The following is an 18,063-nucleotide window of genomic DNA, read 5'->3' as shown; positions in this document are numbered from 1 at the left end:
AATCTAAAATCAACCCAGCGACGTTTACCTGTCAATGTCGCGGTGGATGAGTATTCGTCACAATGCCGATGAGAGTATGTTGTCAGGTATCCTAAAGATCCCTCCGCCAAAAGTCAGCATTTAAGATCATAAAAAATCCGCTTAAAAAGCGTCATACTGTTTCCAGCCAAGGGCATATGTTAACGTAGTCGTTATGCCCAACATCAGGAGTAAGGTAATGGATGCATTAGAACTTTTGTTAAACCGGCGCTCGGCGTCAAGACTTGCCGAGCCGGCTCCGGCCGGCGAGGCCCTGGATAATATCATCCGCGCCGGCATGCGCGCCCCCGATCACGGCGCGCTGCAACCCTGGCGGTTTGTAATAATAGAAGGAGAAGGGCGTACGCGTTTTAGCGAGCTGCTGCACCAGTCCGCCCTGGCCGCCGGATTGGATGAAAAGGGCATGGAAAAGGCCGGGCAGTCGCCTTTCAGGGCGCCGATGATTATCGCCGTGCTGGCCTGGTGCGATACCCAGACCAAGGTTCCCCACTGGGAGCAGGTGGTATCGGCGGGCTGCGCGGTGCAGGCGATGCAGATGGCCGCCCTGGCGCAGGGATTCAACGGCATCTGGCGCACCGGGCTCTGGGCGACGGCGCCCGCGGTGAAACAGGCTTTCGGCTGCCGTGAGCAGGATGAAATCGTCGGTTTTCTGTATTTGGGCACCCCGCAGTTAAAAGCGTCCACCACCATCCTGCCGCCGGAAACGGAGCCGTTCGTGCGCCACTTCTAGCGTTGCCGCTCGGCGCGGGATATTTCACCGCCGACCCGCCGACCCGCCGTACGCCTGGTGCCTTGACGGCGCGTGGCGCAGTCCGTGCAACAATGGTATCCTGAGGCCCGTGAATCCGGCCCTGGCGGCCGGTATGAAAAAGTTAAACCTGATGGTGCGCGATGCAGCTTTTTATTGCTGAGAAACCCAGCCTGGCCCGGGCGATTGCCGACGTATTGCCGCAACCCCACCGCCGGGGCGACGGTTATATTGCCTGCGGGCCGGACCATGTGGTGACCTGGTGTATCGGTCATCTCCTGGAGCAGGCGCAGCCCGACGCCTATGACGCACGTTACGCCCGCTGGTCGCTGGCCGATTTGCCCATCGTGCCGCAAAAATGGCGGCTCCAGCCGCGGCCGTCGGTGCAAAAGCAGCTAAATGTAGTGAAAAAACTGCTGGCCGACGCCTCGGAAGTGATCCACGCCGGCGACCCGGACCGCGAAGGTCAACTGCTGGTGGACGAGGTGCTCGATTACCTGGCGCTTAGCGGCGATAAACGCCGCAACGCCAAGCGCTGCCTGGTCAACGATCTTAATCCGCAGGCGGTGAGCAAAGCCATAACCCGCCTGCGCGAGAACCGTGAATTTATCCCGCTGTGCGTATCCGCGCTGGCGCGCGCCCGGGCCGATTGGCTGTACGGCATCAACATGACCCGCGCCTACACCCTGCTTGGCCGCAACGCCGGTTACCAGGGGGTATTATCGGTGGGCCGCGTGCAAACGCCGGTGCTGGGGCTGGTGGTCAAGCGCGATGAAGAAATTGAAAATTTCGCGCCGAAAACCTTTTTTGAGGTCAAGGCGCATATTGTGACACCGTCACAAGAACGTTTTGTGGCGCTTTGGGTGCCCAGCGAAGCCTGCGAATCCTATCAGGACGAAGAGGGTCGCCTGCTGCACCGTACGCTGGCGGATCATGTGGTCACGCGTATCGCCGGCCAGCCCGCGCGGGTGACGCTCTACCAGGATAAGCGGGAAGCCGAGGTTCCGCCGTTGCCTTTCTCGCTGTCAACCCTGCAGATCGAAGCCGCCAGGCGCCACGGGCTGAGCGCCCAGCAGGTGCTGGATGTGTGCCAGCGCCTGTATGAAACCCATAAGCTGATTACCTATCCCCGGTCGGACTGCCGTTACCTGCCGGAAGAGCATTTTGCCGGCCGCCAGGCGGTACTGGGCGCCATCAATGCCCACCAGCCGGATCTGATGACCCAGGCGACGTTTGATATACAACAGAAAAACCGCGCCTGGGATGATAAAAAGGTCGATGCGCATCATGCCATTATCCCCACCGCCCGCAGCAGCAAAACGGCGCTGACCGAGAATGAGCAAAAGGTCTATGCGCTGGTGGCCAGGCAATACCTGATGCAGTTCTGCGCCGACGCGATGTTCCGCCGCTGCGTGATCAACCTGGATATCGCCGGCGGCAAGTTCGTCGCCAAGGCGCGTTTTCTGGCCGAGGCCGGCTGGCGAACTCTTCTGGGCGGCAAGGAGCGCGACGAGGAGAACGACGGCACGCCGCTGCCGGTGGTGGCGAAAGGGGATGAGCTGCTGTGCGAGTCAGGCGAAGTGGTTTCCCGCGAGACCCAGCCGCCCAGGCCGTTCAATGACGCGACGCTATTGTCCGCCATGACCGGTATCGCGCGGTTTGTGCAGGACAAGGAATTGAAAAAAATTCTGCGCGCCACCGACGGGTTGGGCACCGAGGCCACCCGCGCCGGGATTATCGAGTTGCTGTTCACGCGGGGTTTTTTGGTTAAGAAAGGGCGCAATATCCTGTCTACGCCTACCGGACGCGGCCTGATCCACGCCTTGCCGCCCAGCGCCGCCAGTCCGGATATGACCGCGCATTGGGAAGCAACCCTAACCAAGATCAGCGAGAAGCAGTGTCGCTACGAGGACTTTATGCAGCCCTTGACCTCCGCTCTGCACAGCCTGATCCAGCAGGCGCGGCGGCAGCCGTCGCCGCCGTCCCTGCGAGGGCTGCCGCCGGCCGCGGCCAAGGGCGCGCAGGCTAAAAAACCGTTGCGCCGCGCAGCTAAATCCCCCCCCAAACCGCAGGCGGGCGCCGCCTGAGGCCGACCGTGACGCCGTCACTTATGGCGTGTGGTTTCAGGCAAGGCTGTATCCGGCCAGCGTGCTGGATAACGCTGTTGCCGACATAGAGTGACGTTGTCACTTTAGGCGCATAAATGCCTGTAGTATGGGCACATCCGCGGGCGCCAGCGCGTAGGTTACGGCGGTTGCCGGCGTAACCCAGGCTATTTCGCTGTGACAGTGTAACTCAATCTTGCCGCCAAAAGCGGGCACGTGCCACGCGTGCAGCATCATCCGCCGGTCAGGTAAGCTAATGTATTCGCTGGCGATATACGCCCCAACGCGGGCATCAATGGACAATTCTTCCCTGAGCTCACGCCGCAGTGCCTGCGTCTGGCTTTCGCCGGCTTCCATTTTGCCGCCGGGAAATTCCCACAGGCCCGCCTGGTCGCGCCGGCCGTCCCGGCGCGCCAGTAATATCCTGCCCTCATGCTCGATAACGGCCGCCACCACCTCAATGGGCGGCAACGATGCCGTCACAGGGTGAAATCCGCCCATACCGGCGCATGGTCCGACGGTTTTTCCATGGCGCGGATGTCATAGTCAATGCCGGTGGCGGCGCAGGTCTGCGCCAGCAGCGGCGAGGCCAGCAGCAGGTCGATGCGCAGTCCGCGGTTTTCATCAAATCCGCGCGAACGGTAATCAAACCACGAGAACCGGTCGGCGCTGTCGGGAAATTGATGGCGGTAGGTATCGATCAGTCCCCATGCATGCAGCCGTCCCAGCCATTCCCGCTCTTCGGGCAAAAATGAGCATTTGCCGGTGCGTAGCCAGCGCTTGCGGCTCTCTTCGCCGATGCCGATATCCAGGTCGGTGGGGCTGATATTCAGATCGCCCATGATCAGCAGCAGGGATTGCGCGTTGTGATTTTGCTCGACGTACTGCTGCAAATCCTGGTAGAAGCGCTGCTTGGCGGGAAATTTGATCGGATGATCGCGGCTTTCCCCCTGGGGAAAATAGCCGTTGACCAGTGTCAGGATACCTTGGGGAGTGGCAAAATCGGCCATGATGATGCGGCGCTGGGCGTCGATATCGTCGCTGGAAAATCCCCGGCGTATCGCCAGCGGCTGTTCCCGGCACAGCAGCGCTACGCCGTAATGCCCTTTTTGACCATGGTAATAAACGTGGTAGCCGTGCCGGGAGACCTCTTCCAGCGGGAACATATCGTCATGCACCTTGGTTTCCTGTAGCCCGATGACGTCGGGCCGGTGCTGCTCGATAATGGCCGCAAGCTGGTGGGGTCTGGCTCGTAGCCCGTTGATGTTAAAGGAGACAAACTTCATGGTTGGCGCCATCAGAGAGGTGATAAGTGATGGTAGCAGAAAAGGAAAGGCTTTCAAACGGCGCAACCTTGGATGAAGGTGGAGGTCCAACCTCGGTCGAAGGTTCTCATCCTTCCCCCAACGGGAAGTTTGTCTGTATGGCGTTTTTGGGGAAGCGATGCAGTGTATGCGGAATGGTGGTGGGGGAAGGATTATTCGTCGCTTCGCTCCTCACCCTGCGGGCCGATGCTGGCGCATCGTTGTCTCGCTGCGCTCGGCTCGAACCTTGGTCGAAGGTTCTCATCCTTCCCCCAACGGGAAGTTTGTCTGTATGGCGTTTTTGGGGAAGCGATGCAGTGTATGCGAAATGGTGGTGGGGGAAGGATTCGAACCTTCGAAGTCAGTGACGGCAGATTTACAGTCTGCTCCCTTTGGCCGCTCGGGAACCCCACCTGGCCTATAAACGATTATCTCGTCAAGCGGGGCGCATCATATCAAATAAGGCGGCGCTGTAAAGAGCAAAGTCGCGTTAAATGATTCACTTGCCGGTTTTTTCAACATAAGGCGGCAAAAGCCGCCATGTCGACGGCGGAGGCGGCGGATATCCATACCATTAGCCGCTCCGACCCGGGTTTCATCACAAAATGATGGTGCGGTTGCCGTAAACAAATACGCGCTGCGCCAGTACCCGGTACAACGCCCGGCTGAGGACGTTTTTTTCGACATCGCGACCGGCGCGCATCATATCCTCGGCGGTGTAGGTGTGATCGACGTTAATCACGTCCTGGCTGATGATCGGTCCCTCGTCCAGATCATCGTTTACGTAATGGGCGGTGGCGCCGATGATCTTGACGCCGCGCTCGTAAGCCTGGTGATAAGGCTTCGCGCCGATAAAGGCCGGCAGGAACGAGTGATGGATATTTATCAGCTGGTTGGGATAATGACGCACGAAAGTAGGGGTCAGGACACGCATATATTTCGCCAGCACCACGTAATCAGGGCTGTACCGGTCTATCTGTTCCGCCATGCGCGCGTCATGCTCCTCGCGGGAAAAGCCCTCGTGGCTGACCAGATGAAAGGGGATATCAAAACGCTCCACCAGGATACGCAGCGTGTCGTGATTGCCAATCACCGCCGCGATATCCACATCCAGCCCGCCGTAGGCGCTTTTCATCAGCAGATCGCCCAGGCAGTGGGCTTCCTTGGTCACCAGGACCACGATACGCCGCCGCCCGGCCTGGTTCAGCTCGCGTTGCGTACCCGACGGCAAAACCCGGTCGAGATCGGCCAGCAGCCGCTCGTCATCAAACAAGCCTTCTAGCTCGGTGCGCATAAAAAAACGCCCGCTGCGGTGATCAACATATTCATTATTTTGCACGATATTAAGATGGTGACTGAAGCAAATACTGGTGATTTGCGCGATCAGGCCTTTTTCATCCGGGCAAATGGTGCGTAAAATTTTTCTCTGTATAGTTTGCGACTGCATTAACTTGCTGATCCTGTCGAAGCCGATAATCTGTCATGAAGCGCCGATCGGGAAAGCGCGACCGGCTCAGTGTCCACAACACTTCTTATATTTTTTACCCGAACCGCAGGGGCAAGGGTCGTTCCTGGCGGGCTGCTTATGCAGGCCGTCGATATAATACCAGCGATCGTCCATTCGGACAAAGCGTGAGCGCTCGTGGATAAATCCCGGCCGTTGTCGCTGCACGTCAAAAAAACGGGCGATAAATTCCACAAAACCTTCCTGGGCGTTTTTTCCGGCGGATTCTTCCCTGAGGGTGAGGCCGCGCCACTGCGTAGCGGCGCATTGCCCGGCCAATTCGGCGCGCCAGCGCGAAGCCTGGCAATCGGGATGCCAGGTGGCCACCAGGTAATCGATGTTCCGCTGCGCAAACGCGGTATAACGCGAGCGCATCAATTCTGCCGGCGTACCGGGATGGCGGGCGCCGCTGATAAATGGACCACAGCAGTGGTCCAGTAACCGGCCGCTGTCGCAGGGACAAGTAATATCCACAAAACCTCTTCTAATGGCGACGTTAACGTCGGCGCAGGTTAGCCGAACCGGCCGATCCTGGCCCGGTACAAGCAATAAAATCGGCTATTTTATGCCATACCAAAAGCCATGGCAAAAAATCAATGATTTTGAACAAAAAAGCATATGGTTTTTCAATGAAATGGCTATTTATCCTTGTCAAAGTGCAGTTAAACCTCCATGATTTTGCCCGGATAGGGTGCATTTTTACCTAATGACTACTACGCTCCTTACTTAGGCAACATCATTTTAACGTCGTTGGACAGTTATTCGGCGTATTGAATAGGGCTTCAGGGGAGATGTCGGTAGTCAGTAGGAGCCGATTAACGGTCAAGCACAGGAAAGCATGAATTTTAAGCATCACACTAATCAGCCCCTGAAAGTTATCAAAACTAAAAGTGGTCTGTATGAGCCGCTGATAAGCTGGTTGGAATAAGAGGTCTTTGATGGCGAAGCCGTTAGTAAACAAACAAATTTTAGTTGTTGAGGACGAACCCGTTTTCCGCGCCGTACTGACGCAATTTCTCCAATCGCTGGGCGCCGTGGTTCATGAAGCATCCCATGGCGGCGAGGCGTTGAAAATGCTGCCATCCACCAAACCGGATCTGGTCATCTGCGATCTTGAAATGGCTGAAATGAACGGACTGACGTTTGTGGAACGTTTCCGATCGTTTGATATCTCCACGCCGGTGCTGGTGGTGTCCGGCACCGATCAGATGACCGATATCGCCAAAGTGCTGCGTCTTGGCGTGCAGGACGTGCTGCTCAAGCCGCTTGACGATTTTGTACGTTTACGGGAAACCGTGCTCGGCTGCCTTTATCCCGATATGTTCACCTCCCAGGTCGACGAAGAGGAACAGTTGTTCCAGGACTGGGACGCGTTGAGCCAGCATCCCGGCGCCGCGGCAAAACTGCTGAAGCAGCTCCAGCCGCCGGTGCAGCAGAATATTGCCCGCTGCCGGGTCAATTACAGGCAGCTCACCATGGCCGAGCAGCCGGGGCTGGTGCTGGATATCGCCGCGTTATCCGAACACGATCTGGCGTTTTACTGCCTGGACGTGACCAGGGCGGAAGAAAAGGGGGTATTGGCGGCGCTGCTGCTGCGCGCCCTGTTCAACGGCTTACTGCAAGCGCACCTGGCCAATCGCGCCCATCGGCTGCCCGAGCTCACCACGCTGCTCAAGCAGGTCAACCAGTTGCTGCGCAAAGCCAACCTTGAAGGGCAGTTCCCGTTGCTGGTGGGGTATTACCACCGCGGCCTGAATAACCTGATTTTGGTATCGGCGGGATTAAACGCAACGCTCAGCGCCAATAACCAGCAAATTCAGCTCAATAGCGGGGTTCCACTGGGCACCATGAGCGGCGCCTACCTTAACCAGATCAGCCAGCACTGCAATGCATGGCAGTGCCAGGTCTGGGGTTTGGGCGGCAGGCTGCGGTTAATGCTTTCCACCGAGTAAGCCGGCGACAGTTGCGCAGTCAACCGTTTGTCGGTTATTTGAGCAGCCAAGTTATTAATTTTTAACCCGTTCTAAAATGGGTAATTGTCCTAATTTTTTATCAAACACCTCCTTTCATCAGGCACCTTCTTCTTAAGCTGGTATACTTATTAGGTTTAAAATTAGATAAATAATATTTTATTATCTTGATGATAAGAGAGAGGTGGTTGATGTCTGCTATTAATACCAAGGTTAGAAAAGCGGTAATTCCGGTTGCCGGATTGGGAACGCGTATGCTCCCGGCGACCAAGGCAATCCCGAAAGAAATGTTACCTTTGGTCGATAAGCCCCTGATTCAATATGTCGTTAACGAATGTATCGCTGCCGGTATTAACGAAATTATCCTGGTTACCCACTCTTCAAAAAACTCCATTGAAAACCATTTTGACACCAGCTTTGAGCTTGAAGCCATGCTGGAAAAACGCGTTAAGCGTCAGCTACTGGCCGAAATCCAGGCCATCTGCCCGCCGCATGTTACTATCATGCAGGTGCGCCAGGGTCTGGCGAAAGGGCTTGGGCATGCGGTTATGTGCGCCCATCCGCTGGTAGGCGACGAGCCGGTGGCGGTTATCCTGCCCGATGTGATCATCGATGAGTTTGAATCCAATCTTAAAACTGAAAACCTCGCCGAAATGCTGGCGCGTTTCGCCGAGACCGGGCGCAGCCAGATCATGGTTGAGCCGGTGGAAGACGTGACCAACTATGGCGTGGTGGATATCCAGGGCAAGGATTTGCAACCGGGCGAAAGCGCGCCGATGGTCAATGTGGTGGAAAAACCTGCCGCCGAGGACGCGCCGTCCAACCTGTCCGTGGTCGGCCGTTATGTGCTGTCCGCCGATATCTGGCCGCTGCTGGAGAAAACGCCTCCGGGAGCCGGTAATGAAATCCAGCTCACCGACGCCATCGCCATGCTGATGGAAAAAGAAACCGTGGAGGCTTATCACCTTAAAGGTCTGAGCCACGACTGCGGCAACAAACTGGGCTATATGGAAGCGTTTGTTGAATACGGCATCCGCCATGAAAGCCTGGGAAAAGAATTCACCCAATGGTTAAAAGAAACCATCGCGGACTGATTTTTCAATTTTAGGGTACATTTTTACCGGGAATTCAACATGAAAGTGACTGTGTTTGGTATCGGTTATGTTGGTTTGGTGCAGGCGGCGGTACTGGCTGAAGTCGGTCATGACGTGCTTTGCGTCGACGTCGACGAGCATAAAGTCGAGAATCTGAAAAACGGCAACATTCCTATTTATGAGCCGGGACTGACCCCGCTGGTGAAGCAAAACTACGAATCCGGTCGGCTGCAGTTTACCACTGACGCCAAAGCCGGCGTTAGCCACGGCATCATGCAGTTTATCGCCGTGGGAACTCCCCCCGACGAAGACGGCTCCGCCGATCTGAAGTACGTTACGGCGGTGGCCCGCACTATCGCCCAGTATATGGACGATCATAAAGTGGTGCTGGACAAGTCCACCGTGCCGGTCGGCACGGCGGATAAAGTCAGGGCGGTAATGCAGGAAACGCTGCAGGCGCGCGGCAGCAAGCTGACCTTCGATGTGGTCTCGAATCCTGAGTTCCTCAAGGAAGGCGCGGCGGTTGCCGACTGCATGCGTCCCGAACGTATCGTGGTAGGCACCGATAACGATGATGTGGTGGAGCTGCTGCGTGAACTGTACGAACCGTTCAACCGCAATCATGACCGTATGATCCTGATGGATATCCGCAGCGCTGAGCTAACCAAGTATGCGGCAAACTGCATGCTGGCCACCAAGATAAGCTTCATGAATGAAATCTCCAACCTGGCGGAGCTGCTGGGCGCCGATATTGAGAAAGTGCGGCAGGGCATCGGTTCCGATCCGCGTATCGGTTACCATTTTATCTATCCGGGCTGCGGTTACGGCGGCTCATGCTTCCCCAAAGACGTCCAGGCGCTGATACGCACCGCGGAGCACATCGGTTACCAGCCTAAGCTGCTGCAGGCGGTGGAGGATGTCAACTATCAGCAAAAGGATAAGCTGCCGCAGTTTATCAAACGTCATTTCGGTGAAAACCTTGCCGGCAAGACCTTTGCCCTGTGGGGGCTCTCCTTCAAGCCCAATACCGACGACATGCGTGAAGCCTCCAGCCGGGTATTAATGGAAACGTTATGGCAGGCGGGGGCGCAGGTGCAGGCCTTTGATCCGGAAGCGATGGACGAAACCCAGCGCATCTACGGTCATCGTGCCGACCTCAAGCTGATGGGCACCAAGGAAGCCGCGCTGCAAGGCGCGGATGCCCTGGTTATCTGTACCGAATGGCAAAATTTCCGCGCGCCTGATTTTGATACGATTAAGTCAGCGTTAAAGCAGCCGGTTATTTTCGACGGGCGCAACCTGTATGATCCGGAGCGTCTGGCAACCCGCGGCATTACCTATTACGCCATCGGTCGCGGTGCTTCGCTCGCGACTTATAAGTAAGAGGGCAGCATGAAACTTTTGGTAACCGGAGCCGCGGGTTTTATTGGTTATCACGTCAGCAAGCGGCTGCTTGCTGACGGCCATCAGGTTATCGGCATCGATAACCTGAACGATTATTACGATGTACGCCTCAAGCAGTCGCGGCTCGATCGATTGCGGGGCCACGCCGCCTTTACCTTCCATAAGCTGGATTTAGCCGATAGACCGGGAATTGCCTCCCTGTTTGCCGTTGAAGGATTCCAGCGTGTGATCCATTTGGGCGCCCAGGCGGGAGTACGTTATTCGCTGGAGAATCCACTGGCATATGCGGACTCAAACCTTATCGGCCATTTAAATATCCTGGAAGGGTGCCGGCATAATAGCGTTGAACATTTGCTTTATGCCTCATCGAGCTCGGTATATGGACTGAATCGCAAAATGCCCTTTTCCACCGACGATTCGGTGGACCATCCGGTGTCATTGTACGCGGCGACCAAAAAAGCCAATGAGTTAATGTCTCATACTTATTCACATCTCTATCAGCTTGCGACCACCGGCTTACGTTTTTTTACCGTATACGGTCCCTGGGGCCGCCCGGATATGGCATTGTTTAAATTTACCGAAGCCATGCTTGCCGGCAGGAGTATCGATGTGTATAACCGCGGCGAGATGCGGCGTGATTTTACTTATATAGACGATATAGCCGAAGCCATTATCCGTTTACAGGAGGTGATTCCCCGGGCGGATAGCCAATGGACGGTGGAAACGGGGTCTCCCGCCACCAGCTCGGCGCCGTATCGTGTATATAATATAGGCAATAGTCAACCGGTCAAATTGATGGAATACATTCAGGCGTTGGAGAACGCATTGGGCATTAAGGCTCAGATGAATTTATTGCCCATGCAGCCCGGCGATGTACTCGAAACCAGCGCGGATACCACCGCATTGTATCAGGCCATCGGCTTTAAACCACAGACCGAGGTGGCGGAAGGAATACAGCATTTTGTCAATTGGTATCGTGATTATTATCACCAATGACTTAAGCGAAAATGGTGTGATTAAAGTCATAAGGCGGCCATGGGGCCGTTTTTTTTGATCTTTGATCCGGCGTCGGTTAATCGCTTGACCAGCCTGGCCTGCAAAAGAGGGAAATTTAGTTGCACCATGATTGCCCATTAAATGTGTATTGAGCTAATAATGCTGTTCATAATTTATACACATCATGACTTTTGTTTTGCGCCGGCGCAAAAAAAAACACCCATCGAGTATTCAAACGGGTATTTTATAAAAGCGGTAACGATTGGATTACAGCAGGAAATCGTCCAGCGTCTTGCCTTCGTCTTCAATAGACTTCTTGATGACGGCAGGCGTACGGCCCTGGCCGGTCCAGGTTTTGCTTTCACCGTTTTCGTCGGTGTATTGATATTTAGCCGGACGAGCTGCACGCTTGGTTTTACCAGTAGCTTTAGACGCGCTCATGGTTTGCAGCAATTCATTCGGGTCGATACCGTCGGCAATCAGCATTTCACGATATTGCTGTAATTTGCGAGTACGTTCTTCGATTTCAGCCTGTGCTTGGCTGTCTTCCTCACGGCGTTCGTTGACAACGACCTCAAGTTTCTCCAGCATTTCTTCCAGAGTTTCAAGGGTACATTCTCTAGCTTGCGCACGCAGAGTTCGGATGTTGTTAAGAATTTTAAGTGCTTCGCTCATTGTCCTAATCTCGAATAATATAAGTGGGGCGTCGGAGTAATAATAGAGCGGTAGTTTCTTTTCTGCAATAGCTAGTTTGTAAGTAAAGTAAAAAATAATCTTTTTTTTAAACCGCATCCACCCGACGACAGTAAATATAAGGCATCGCGCGACTAATGACAAATTGATTCGCCATGTTGCGTTTTTCCCCTGCCGCAGTTTATGGCGCGCATATTGCGCAAGACGTTTCATTATGAGCCATGTTTATATCAGGGCTGGAAATAGCAAGGTTATAACCACCTGATTAACCGCGGCCGGTTAATGATGGCCCACGCGGGGGGCAGGGTGGGATCGGATGACAAATGGCCAGCGGGTGAATGGTAAAGTAGCCTGTAAATGATTCAGTAAAATTACACTGTTTTTTTATTCATCCCGCGGGGCCGGCCTTATTAGACCGCGGCCCGCCCGCGCCCGCGCCCGGTGAGCAGGGAATCCAGCGGGGCGGGGCCGGCCCTTTGTGTTAAAGAATATGATACACTTATGGTCATATTTATTATGCCGTGATTTTTTTGCCGGGGTGACGGGCTGATGGCTCAACTATATTTTTATTATTCAGCAATGAATGCGGGTAAATCCACCGCGCTGCTGCAATCTTCGTATAATTATCAGGAGCGCGGCATGCGCACCCTGGTATTTACCGCTGAAATAGATAATCGTTACGGACGCGGCCAGGTCCGTTCCCGCATCGGACTTTCCTCGCCGGCGGAGCTTTACCGTCCTGATACCGATATGTTGGCCGCCATCAGGCGGGCGCATCTGCGGCAACCGCTGCACTGCGTCTTGGTGGATGAGAGTCAGTTTTTAACCCGCGAACAGGTTAGCCAACTGGCGGACGTGGTGGATAGTTTAGATATTCCGGTCCTTTGTTATGGCTTAAGGACTGATTTTCGCGGCGAGTTGTTTCCCGGCAGTCAATATCTTCTGGCCTGGGCGGATAAATTAGTCGAGTTGAAAACCATCTGTTATTGCGGTCGCAAGGCCAACCGGGTATTACGGCTGGATGACGCAGGCAAGCCCGTGCATGCCGGCCAGCAGGTGGTGATTGGCGGCGAGGAACGTTATGTCTCCGTATGCCGGAAACATTATAAAGAGGCGCTGGAGCAGGATTTGCCCGTGCCCGGCTATATCCGCCTGGCGCCGTCGGCCTAAATTCACGCCGCTGCCGGTTAGGCCATTGGGGCCGCGTTATCAAAAAAGCCCTGGCGGGCTCGTGGCGGCAAAAAACGGTGTTGGCCGGGTCTTCGCATGCCCGGCGCCGAAAAAGCCCTCAGCGCGGCGTACAAAGGACATAATACGCCTTACCGGCGGCTGAGGCCGACGCATAAAAACCATCGTAAACGCCGCAGTGTAGAAGACGTCGTCTGAAGCGGTGGCGCGCAAACAGCACGGTGAGTCGCTTCGCTGCGTTGGTGCGCGCGTCATGGCGCTAGTACGCATTGCGGCGCATCAAACGGCCCTGGTGTCGCCGCTAAGCTGAAGTGTCCGGGTTCCGGCCAGGCTAAAATGTCGCCGGCAATGGCGCTAGGGGATTGCTTGGTCGGCAATAAGGGGGACGCTTACGCTATGCCGTATTTGCTGCGTGAGTTCGCCGACCGCACGTGGGAGCGGCCCTTTCGCGTGGTAAAGATTGATTGCGAGCGAGGGGAGTTTAGGCAAGTTCTCCCCAAAGGGTAGAATATGGAGATCGTCCGGAACGGTCGAGGCTAGCCACACCGTTACCGCAAGATCGGCCCGAACCGCGGCGCGTGTCGCATCAATGCTGCCGCTCTCGAACATGGTTCGCCAAGCAAGATCGCGTTCACTGAGCGCCCGCAAAACAACGGGACGGAAAGCGCAGGTTTCCGCAACCATGGAAACCGGAAGCGGGGTCTTCAGATACGCCGCGCCGCCCTTCGCGCCGACCCAGACCAGACGATCAACTGCCAAGCATTCACCATCCGGCTTCCCAACCGGCTCCTCGATCAGGGCGAGGTCTAGCGCGCCATCGGCGACGGCGGTCAAAAGTTCAGGAGACGCTAGACAAACAAGCCTGAGATCCACCTTCGGATGCGCTTGCGAAAAAGTCTTAAGAATCGGGGGTAGCCATGTCCCTACAAGATCATAAGGCGCACCAAGGCGGACGAGGCCATCTATCGCCCCTTCCGCCATATCTGCCCACAATTCGTCATTAAGCGTAATAAGTCGCCTTGCCTTTCCCAGGAACCGCTCTCCGTTTGACGTCAGACGAAGCGTCCGCCTCTCACGAATAAATAAAGCGCCAGATAAGTCTTCCAGCCGGGCAATCTGCTGGCTGACTGCGCTCTGCGTAAGATGCAAAGCGTTTCCGGCCGCCGTCATGCCGTTATGATCGGCGACGGCGACGAAGGTGCGAAGCAGAGTGATATCAAGATTGCGAACCATAGCATGCATTATGACTCGTAATGCATGACATGCACAATATGAGATTCAGATATGCATGGCGCCACGATAGAATTCATCCACTACGTTTGGAGGATTGAATGTCCGTCGCTGAATTTTTGCCACTGATTCTGTTCGTCATCGTGTCCACGATTACCCCAGGCGGTGCTACGACATTGGCTACCGCGTCCGGCGCCCATTTTGGCTATCGCCGTTCCTTGCCATTCATGTGTGGGATCGCGGCGGGTCTTGCTTCCATGGCCGCTGGGGCTGCTGGTGGATTAGGGGGCGTTATTCTGGCGTTGCCGTCCCTTCAGTTCGCCATGAAGCTCGTCGGCACACTTTACCTATTATGGCTGGCATGGAAAATGGCGCGCAGCGGCCCACCACGCTTGCATTCGGACATCACCAAGCCCACGAGATTCTTGGGTGCCGTTTGGCTGGTTTGGCACAACCCGAAAGGTTGGGCGATGACATTGGGAGCCGCCGCCTCTTTCGCCTCGCCGGCGGCTGAACCATTACGTCTCGCTCTCACCCTCGGATGCTCGTTCGGGCTCGCGGCAATCTTTTCGCTGTCCCTCTGGTGCATTGCCGGCTTGCTGTTCGCCCGCCTCCTTCGGACAGATACGCAATGGCATGCACTTAACGCTTTATTGGGCGTTCTACTCGCTATTTCAATTATTCCGATGTGGCTCGAATGAATGACGCGCTTCGCCTTGAGCGACCCTGCGCAGGGAACGGGCGTTACAGCTTGGCCGCTACACTGGCGGGGCGCAGGGCGTCGGTTATGGATAACGTTAAGTTGGCTGCGCCGGACGCAAAAAAGCCCCTTACGGGGCTTTTTTATGTTTCCCTCGCCGGAGCGGGGATATTGGGTGAGCGAAGTTTAGCGCTTACCGGCGGCAAGAACATCAGCTGGTGACTTTCTTGCCTTTTTTCTCGGTTTTAGCTTCATTTATCGTCGCCTGGATATTGCCGACCGGCGCGGGCGCCGCCGAGGCCGCTACGGCGTTTTCGAAGGGTTCGACAAATTTACGGCCGTAATACGTATCCATCAGGATTTGCTTGAGTTCGGCAATCAGCGGATAACGCGGGTTTGCGCCGGTGCACTGGTCATCAAACGCATCTTCGGACAGTTTGTCCACCTTGGCCAGGAAATCGGCTTCCAGCACGCCGGCTTCGCGAATGGACGTCGGAATGCCAAGGTCGGCCTTGATCTCGTCAAGCCATGCCAGCAGGTTCTCGATCTTCTGCGCGGTACGGTCGCCCGGTTTGCTGAGTCCCAGATGGTCGGCGATTTCGGCATAACGGCGACGGGCCTGCGGACGATCGTACTGGCTGAACGCCGCCTGTTTAGTCGGGTTGTCGTTAGCATTGTAACGGATGACGTTGGCAATCAGCATGGCGTTGGCCAGGCCATGGGGAATATGGAATTCCGAACCCAGTTTATGGGCCATGGAGTGACACACGCCCAGGAAGGCGTTTGCGAACGCAATGCCGGCGATGGTGGCGGCGTTATGTACGCGTTCACGGGCGACCGGATTCTTGGCGCCTTCATGATAGCTGGCCGGCAGGAACTCTTTCAGCAGCTTCAGCGCCTGCAGCGCCTGGCCGTCGGAAAACTCGGTGGCCATGATGGACACATAGGCTTCCAGCGCATGGGTGACCGCATCCAGACCACCGAAGGCACAGAGGGATTTCGGCATGTTCATCACCAGGTTGGCGTCGACAATCGCCATATCCGGCACCAGGGCGTAATCCGCCAGCGGGTATTTCTGGCCGGTGGCGTCATCGGTCACCACGGCGAACGGCGTCACTTCCGAACCGGTGCCCGAGGTGGTGGTTACCGCAACCATCCTGGCCTTCACGCCCATTTTCGGGAACTTGTAGATACGTTTACGGATATCCATAAAGCGCAGGGCCAGCTCTTCGAACGGGGTGCCCGGATGTTCGTACATCACCCACATGATCTTGGCGGCGTCCATCGGGGAGCCACCGCCGAGCGCAATGATGACGTCGGGTTTGAACGACATCATCTGTTCAGCCCCTTTACGCACGATGCTCAGGGTCGGATCGGCTTCCACTTCAAAGAATACTTCGGTTTCGATGCCGTGGTTTTTCAGCACCGAGGTGATCTGGTCGGCGTAGCCGTTGTTGAACAAATAACGGTCCGTGACGATAAATGCGCGTTTGGCGCCGTCGCTGGCCACTTCGTCCAGGGCAATCGGCAATGAACCACGACGGAAATAGATGGATCTGGGAAGCTTATGCCACATCATATTTTCAGCTCGCTTGGCCACGGTTTTTTTGTTAATGAGATGCTTGACCCCGACGTTCTCGGAAATCGAGTTCCCACCCCAGGAACCGCAGCCCAGCGTCAGCGACGGTGCCAGCTTGAAGTTGTAGAGGTCACCGATGCCGCCTTGCGAGGCCGGGGTGTTGATCAGGATGCGCGCGGTCTTCATCTTGTCGCCGAAGAAATTCACCCGTTCCGGCTGGTTGTCCTGATCGGTGTACAGGCAGGAGGTGTGGCCGATGCCGCCCATTTCCACCAGTTTTTCCGCCTTCATCACCGCGTCTTCGAAGTTCTTGGCGCGATACATGGCCAGCATCGGAGACAGTTTTTCATGGGCGAAGGGTTCTGAATCGTCCACCAGCGTGACCTCGCCGATCAACACCTTAGTGTTGCCCGGGACCCGGACACCGGCCATGTCGGCAATCTTCGCCGCCGGCTGGCCGACGATGGCCGCGTTCAGCGCGCCATTCTTCAGGATAATACCCTGCACGGCCTTCAGTTCGTCGCCACGCAGCATATAGCCGCCATGGCTGGCAAAACGTTCGCGCACCGCGTCATAAATTTCGTCGACCACGATAACCGATTGTTCGGAGGCGCAGATCACGCCGTTATCAAAGGTTTTCGACATCAGGATGGAGGCCACCACGCGTTTGATATCCGCGGTTTCATCCACCACCACCGGGGTGTTGCCGGCGCCGACGCCGATGGCCGGTTTACCGGAGCTGTAGGCGGCCTTGACCATGCCCGGCCCGCCGGTGGCGAGGATCAGGTTGACCAGCGGGTGATGCATAAGCTGGTTGGACAATTCTACCGTCGGTTCGTCAATCCAGCCGATGATATCTTTCGGCGCGCCGGCGGCCACGGCGGCCTTGAGCACGATTTCCGCGGCGCGGTTGGTGGCGTTCTTGGCGCGCGGATGCGGCGAGAAAATAATGCCGTTACGGGTTTTAAGACAAATCAACGCCTTGAAGATGGCGGTGGACGTCGGGTTGGTGGTGGGCACGATGCCGCAGATGATGCCGATAGGCTCGGCAATGGTAATGGTGCCGAAGGTATCGTCCTGGGCCAGGATGCCGCAGGTTTTTTCGTCTTTGTAGGCATTGTAGATATATTCGGAGGCAAAATGGTTTTTAATCACTTTATCTTCGACGATACCCATGCCGGATTCGGCCACGGCCATCTTGGCGAGAGGGATGCGTGCATCGGCCGCTGCCAGGGCGGCGGCGCGGAAAATCTTGTCCACCTGCTCCTGGGAAAAGTTGGCGAATTCGCGTTGGGCTTTCTTAACGCGTTCTACCAACAAATTGAGTTCAGCGACATTAGTAACAGCCATAATGCTCTCCTAATAAAAGTTAAAATTTTGGTTAAATTGTTAAGCTCTTTAAGTAAATAGCCTGCCCACAAATGTGCATAAGACTAATATTATACTAAGTAGTCTATCTGCCCAATGATGGATATGCATTGGCACAAATGGCTTTTTACTTAACGAGCT

Annotated in this window: 16 protein-coding genes, 1 tRNA gene and 1 other RNA gene; 9 read left to right on the top strand and 9 right to left on the bottom strand. The window is 55.7% G+C overall.

Features of this window, described 5'->3' with window-relative positions:
* Nucleotides 1-217 precede the first annotated feature (217 nt).
* Together GRH90_RS06790 and GRH90_RS06785 are read left to right on the top strand one after the other, a co-directional pair.
* Nucleotides 218-769 carry an NAD(P)H nitroreductase gene (locus GRH90_RS06790; RefSeq protein WP_162365190.1) on the top strand — a complete coding sequence of 184 codons (552 nt, stop codon included), beginning with the start codon at nucleotides 218-220 and terminating at the stop codon, nucleotides 767-769.
* A 161-nt stretch (nucleotides 770-930) separates the two neighbouring features.
* Nucleotides 931-2,874, top strand: a complete 1,944-nt coding sequence (locus GRH90_RS06785) for a DNA topoisomerase III (RefSeq protein ID WP_162365189.1) — start codon at nucleotides 931-933, stop codon at nucleotides 2,872-2,874.
* A 99-nt stretch (nucleotides 2,875-2,973) separates the two neighbouring features.
* On the opposite strand, the gene GRH90_RS06780 is transcribed toward GRH90_RS06785, so the two are convergent.
* From GRH90_RS06780 to GRH90_RS06755, 6 genes are all read right to left on the bottom strand, one after another.
* On the bottom strand, nucleotides 2,974-3,363 hold the full coding sequence (locus tag GRH90_RS06780; RefSeq protein ID WP_178113060.1) for a pyrimidine (deoxy)nucleoside triphosphate diphosphatase: 390 nt from the start codon (nucleotides 3,361-3,363) through the stop codon (nucleotides 2,974-2,976).
* Between the two features lie 8 nt (nucleotides 3,364-3,371).
* Complete coding sequence (gene xthA / locus GRH90_RS06775) at nucleotides 3,372-4,178, bottom strand: exodeoxyribonuclease III (protein ID WP_162365187.1); 807 nt, start codon at nucleotides 4,176-4,178, stop codon at nucleotides 3,372-3,374.
* Between the two features lie 174 nt (nucleotides 4,179-4,352).
* Nucleotides 4,353-4,482, bottom strand: a non-coding RNA gene (locus tag GRH90_RS06770) — RtT sRNA.
* A gap of 43 nt (nucleotides 4,483-4,525) precedes the next feature.
* Nucleotides 4,526-4,610, bottom strand: a tRNA-Tyr gene (locus tag GRH90_RS06765).
* A gap of 184 nt (nucleotides 4,611-4,794) precedes the next feature.
* The gene (gene purU / locus GRH90_RS06760; RefSeq protein WP_162365186.1) at nucleotides 4,795-5,643 is read right to left on the bottom strand and encodes a formyltetrahydrofolate deformylase; all 849 of its coding nucleotides are present in this window, start codon (nucleotides 5,641-5,643) and stop codon (nucleotides 4,795-4,797) included.
* A gap of 66 nt (nucleotides 5,644-5,709) precedes the next feature.
* Nucleotides 5,710-6,174, bottom strand: a complete 465-nt coding sequence (locus GRH90_RS06755; protein ID WP_162365185.1) for a YchJ family protein — start codon at nucleotides 6,172-6,174, stop codon at nucleotides 5,710-5,712.
* Between the two features lie 464 nt (nucleotides 6,175-6,638).
* On the opposite strand from GRH90_RS06755, the gene rssB reads away from it, so the two are divergent.
* From rssB to GRH90_RS06735, 4 genes are all read left to right on the top strand, one after another.
* Nucleotides 6,639-7,652, top strand: coding sequence for a two-component system response regulator RssB (gene rssB / locus GRH90_RS06750; RefSeq protein WP_162365184.1), 1,014 nt, complete (start codon nucleotides 6,639-6,641; stop codon nucleotides 7,650-7,652).
* Nucleotides 7,653-7,861: 209 nt separating this feature from the next.
* Nucleotides 7,862-8,764 carry a UTP--glucose-1-phosphate uridylyltransferase GalU gene (gene galU / locus GRH90_RS06745; RefSeq protein WP_162365183.1) on the top strand — a complete coding sequence of 301 codons (903 nt, stop codon included), beginning with the start codon at nucleotides 7,862-7,864 and terminating at the stop codon, nucleotides 8,762-8,764.
* Nucleotides 8,765-8,803: 39 nt separating this feature from the next.
* On the top strand, nucleotides 8,804-10,147 hold the full coding sequence (locus tag GRH90_RS06740) for a UDP-glucose dehydrogenase family protein (protein ID WP_162365182.1): 1,344 nt from the start codon (nucleotides 8,804-8,806) through the stop codon (nucleotides 10,145-10,147).
* Nucleotides 10,148-10,156: 9 nt separating this feature from the next.
* Nucleotides 10,157-11,164, top strand: a complete 1,008-nt coding sequence (locus GRH90_RS06735; RefSeq protein WP_162365181.1) for an NAD-dependent epimerase — start codon at nucleotides 10,157-10,159, stop codon at nucleotides 11,162-11,164.
* Nucleotides 11,165-11,431: 267 nt separating this feature from the next.
* Here GRH90_RS06735 and hns read toward each other — a convergent pair whose 3' ends face one another.
* Nucleotides 11,432-11,839, bottom strand: coding sequence for a histone-like nucleoid-structuring protein H-NS (gene hns, locus GRH90_RS06730; RefSeq protein WP_132921376.1), 408 nt, complete (start codon nucleotides 11,837-11,839; stop codon nucleotides 11,432-11,434).
* A gap of 567 nt (nucleotides 11,840-12,406) precedes the next feature.
* Here hns and GRH90_RS06725 point away from each other — a divergent pair.
* Nucleotides 12,407-13,027 (top strand): thymidine kinase, encoded by a 621-nt coding sequence (locus GRH90_RS06725; protein WP_162365180.1) that lies wholly within the window; start codon nucleotides 12,407-12,409, stop codon nucleotides 13,025-13,027.
* 372 nt (nucleotides 13,028-13,399) lie between these two features.
* Here the strand turns inward: GRH90_RS06725 and GRH90_RS06720 are convergent, their stop codons facing one another.
* Nucleotides 13,400-14,278, bottom strand: a complete 879-nt coding sequence (locus tag GRH90_RS06720; protein ID WP_246235916.1) for a LysR substrate-binding domain-containing protein — start codon at nucleotides 14,276-14,278, stop codon at nucleotides 13,400-13,402.
* A 98-nt stretch (nucleotides 14,279-14,376) separates the two neighbouring features.
* Here GRH90_RS06720 and GRH90_RS06715 point away from each other — a divergent pair, with 98 nt between their 5' ends.
* Together GRH90_RS06715 and GRH90_RS26495 are read left to right on the top strand one after the other, a co-directional pair.
* On the top strand, nucleotides 14,377-14,976 hold the full coding sequence (locus GRH90_RS06715) for a LysE family translocator (RefSeq protein ID WP_162365178.1): 600 nt from the start codon (nucleotides 14,377-14,379) through the stop codon (nucleotides 14,974-14,976).
* A gap of 86 nt (nucleotides 14,977-15,062) precedes the next feature.
* Nucleotides 15,063-15,197 carry a hypothetical protein gene (locus GRH90_RS26495; protein WP_281352727.1) on the top strand — a complete coding sequence of 45 codons (135 nt, stop codon included), beginning with the start codon at nucleotides 15,063-15,065 and terminating at the stop codon, nucleotides 15,195-15,197.
* On the opposite strand, the gene adhE is transcribed toward GRH90_RS26495, so the two are convergent.
* The gene (gene adhE / locus GRH90_RS06710; protein ID WP_162365177.1) at nucleotides 15,187-17,904 is read right to left on the bottom strand and encodes a bifunctional acetaldehyde-CoA/alcohol dehydrogenase; all 2,718 of its coding nucleotides are present in this window, start codon (nucleotides 17,902-17,904) and stop codon (nucleotides 15,187-15,189) included. The genes GRH90_RS26495 and adhE overlap by 11 nt on opposite strands.
* Between the last annotated feature and the right edge of the window lie 159 nt (nucleotides 17,905-18,063).

The sequence above is a fragment of the Acerihabitans arboris genome, from assembly GCF_010131535.1.
Lineage (GTDB): Bacteria > Pseudomonadota > Gammaproteobacteria > Enterobacterales > Enterobacteriaceae > Acerihabitans > Acerihabitans arboris.
The sequence above is the reverse complement of the archived record's forward strand: the minus strand, read 5'-3'. Positions and strand labels throughout refer to the sequence as shown.

What these genes read in the sequence shown, in the direction of transcription:
- GRH90_RS06785 (WP_162365189.1), top strand. Translation starts at nt 931, where the DNA reads ATGCAGCTTTTTATTGCTGAGAAACCCAGCCTGGCCCGGGCGATTGCC.
- GRH90_RS06715 (WP_162365178.1), top strand. Translation starts at nt 14,377, where the DNA reads ATGTCCGTCGCTGAATTTTTGCCACTGATTCTGTTCGTCATCGTGTCC.
- GRH90_RS06740 (WP_162365182.1), top strand. Translation starts at nt 8,804, where the DNA reads ATGAAAGTGACTGTGTTTGGTATCGGTTATGTTGGTTTGGTGCAGGCG.
- GRH90_RS06790 (WP_162365190.1), top strand. Translation starts at nt 218, where the DNA reads ATGGATGCATTAGAACTTTTGTTAAACCGGCGCTCGGCGTCAAGACTT.
- GRH90_RS06735 (WP_162365181.1), top strand. Translation starts at nt 10,157, where the DNA reads ATGAAACTTTTGGTAACCGGAGCCGCGGGTTTTATTGGTTATCACGTC.
- adhE (WP_162365177.1), bottom strand. Translation starts at nt 17,904, where the DNA reads ATGGCTGTTACTAATGTCGCTGAACTCAATTTGTTGGTAGAACGCGTT.
- xthA (WP_162365187.1), bottom strand. Translation starts at nt 4,178, where the DNA reads ATGAAGTTTGTCTCCTTTAACATCAACGGGCTACGAGCCAGACCCCAC.
- galU (WP_162365183.1), top strand. Translation starts at nt 7,862, where the DNA reads ATGTCTGCTATTAATACCAAGGTTAGAAAAGCGGTAATTCCGGTTGCC.
- hns (WP_132921376.1), bottom strand. Translation starts at nt 11,839, where the DNA reads ATGAGCGAAGCACTTAAAATTCTTAACAACATCCGAACTCTGCGTGCG.
- GRH90_RS06725 (WP_162365180.1), top strand. Translation starts at nt 12,407, where the DNA reads ATGGCTCAACTATATTTTTATTATTCAGCAATGAATGCGGGTAAATCC.
- purU (WP_162365186.1), bottom strand. Translation starts at nt 5,643, where the DNA reads ATGCAGTCGCAAACTATACAGAGAAAAATTTTACGCACCATTTGCCCG.
- GRH90_RS06720 (WP_246235916.1), bottom strand. Translation starts at nt 14,278, where the DNA reads ATGGTTCGCAATCTTGATATCACTCTGCTTCGCACCTTCGTCGCCGTC.
- rssB (WP_162365184.1), top strand. Translation starts at nt 6,639, where the DNA reads ATGGCGAAGCCGTTAGTAAACAAACAAATTTTAGTTGTTGAGGACGAA.
- GRH90_RS26495 (WP_281352727.1), top strand. Translation starts at nt 15,063, where the DNA reads ATGGATAACGTTAAGTTGGCTGCGCCGGACGCAAAAAAGCCCCTTACG.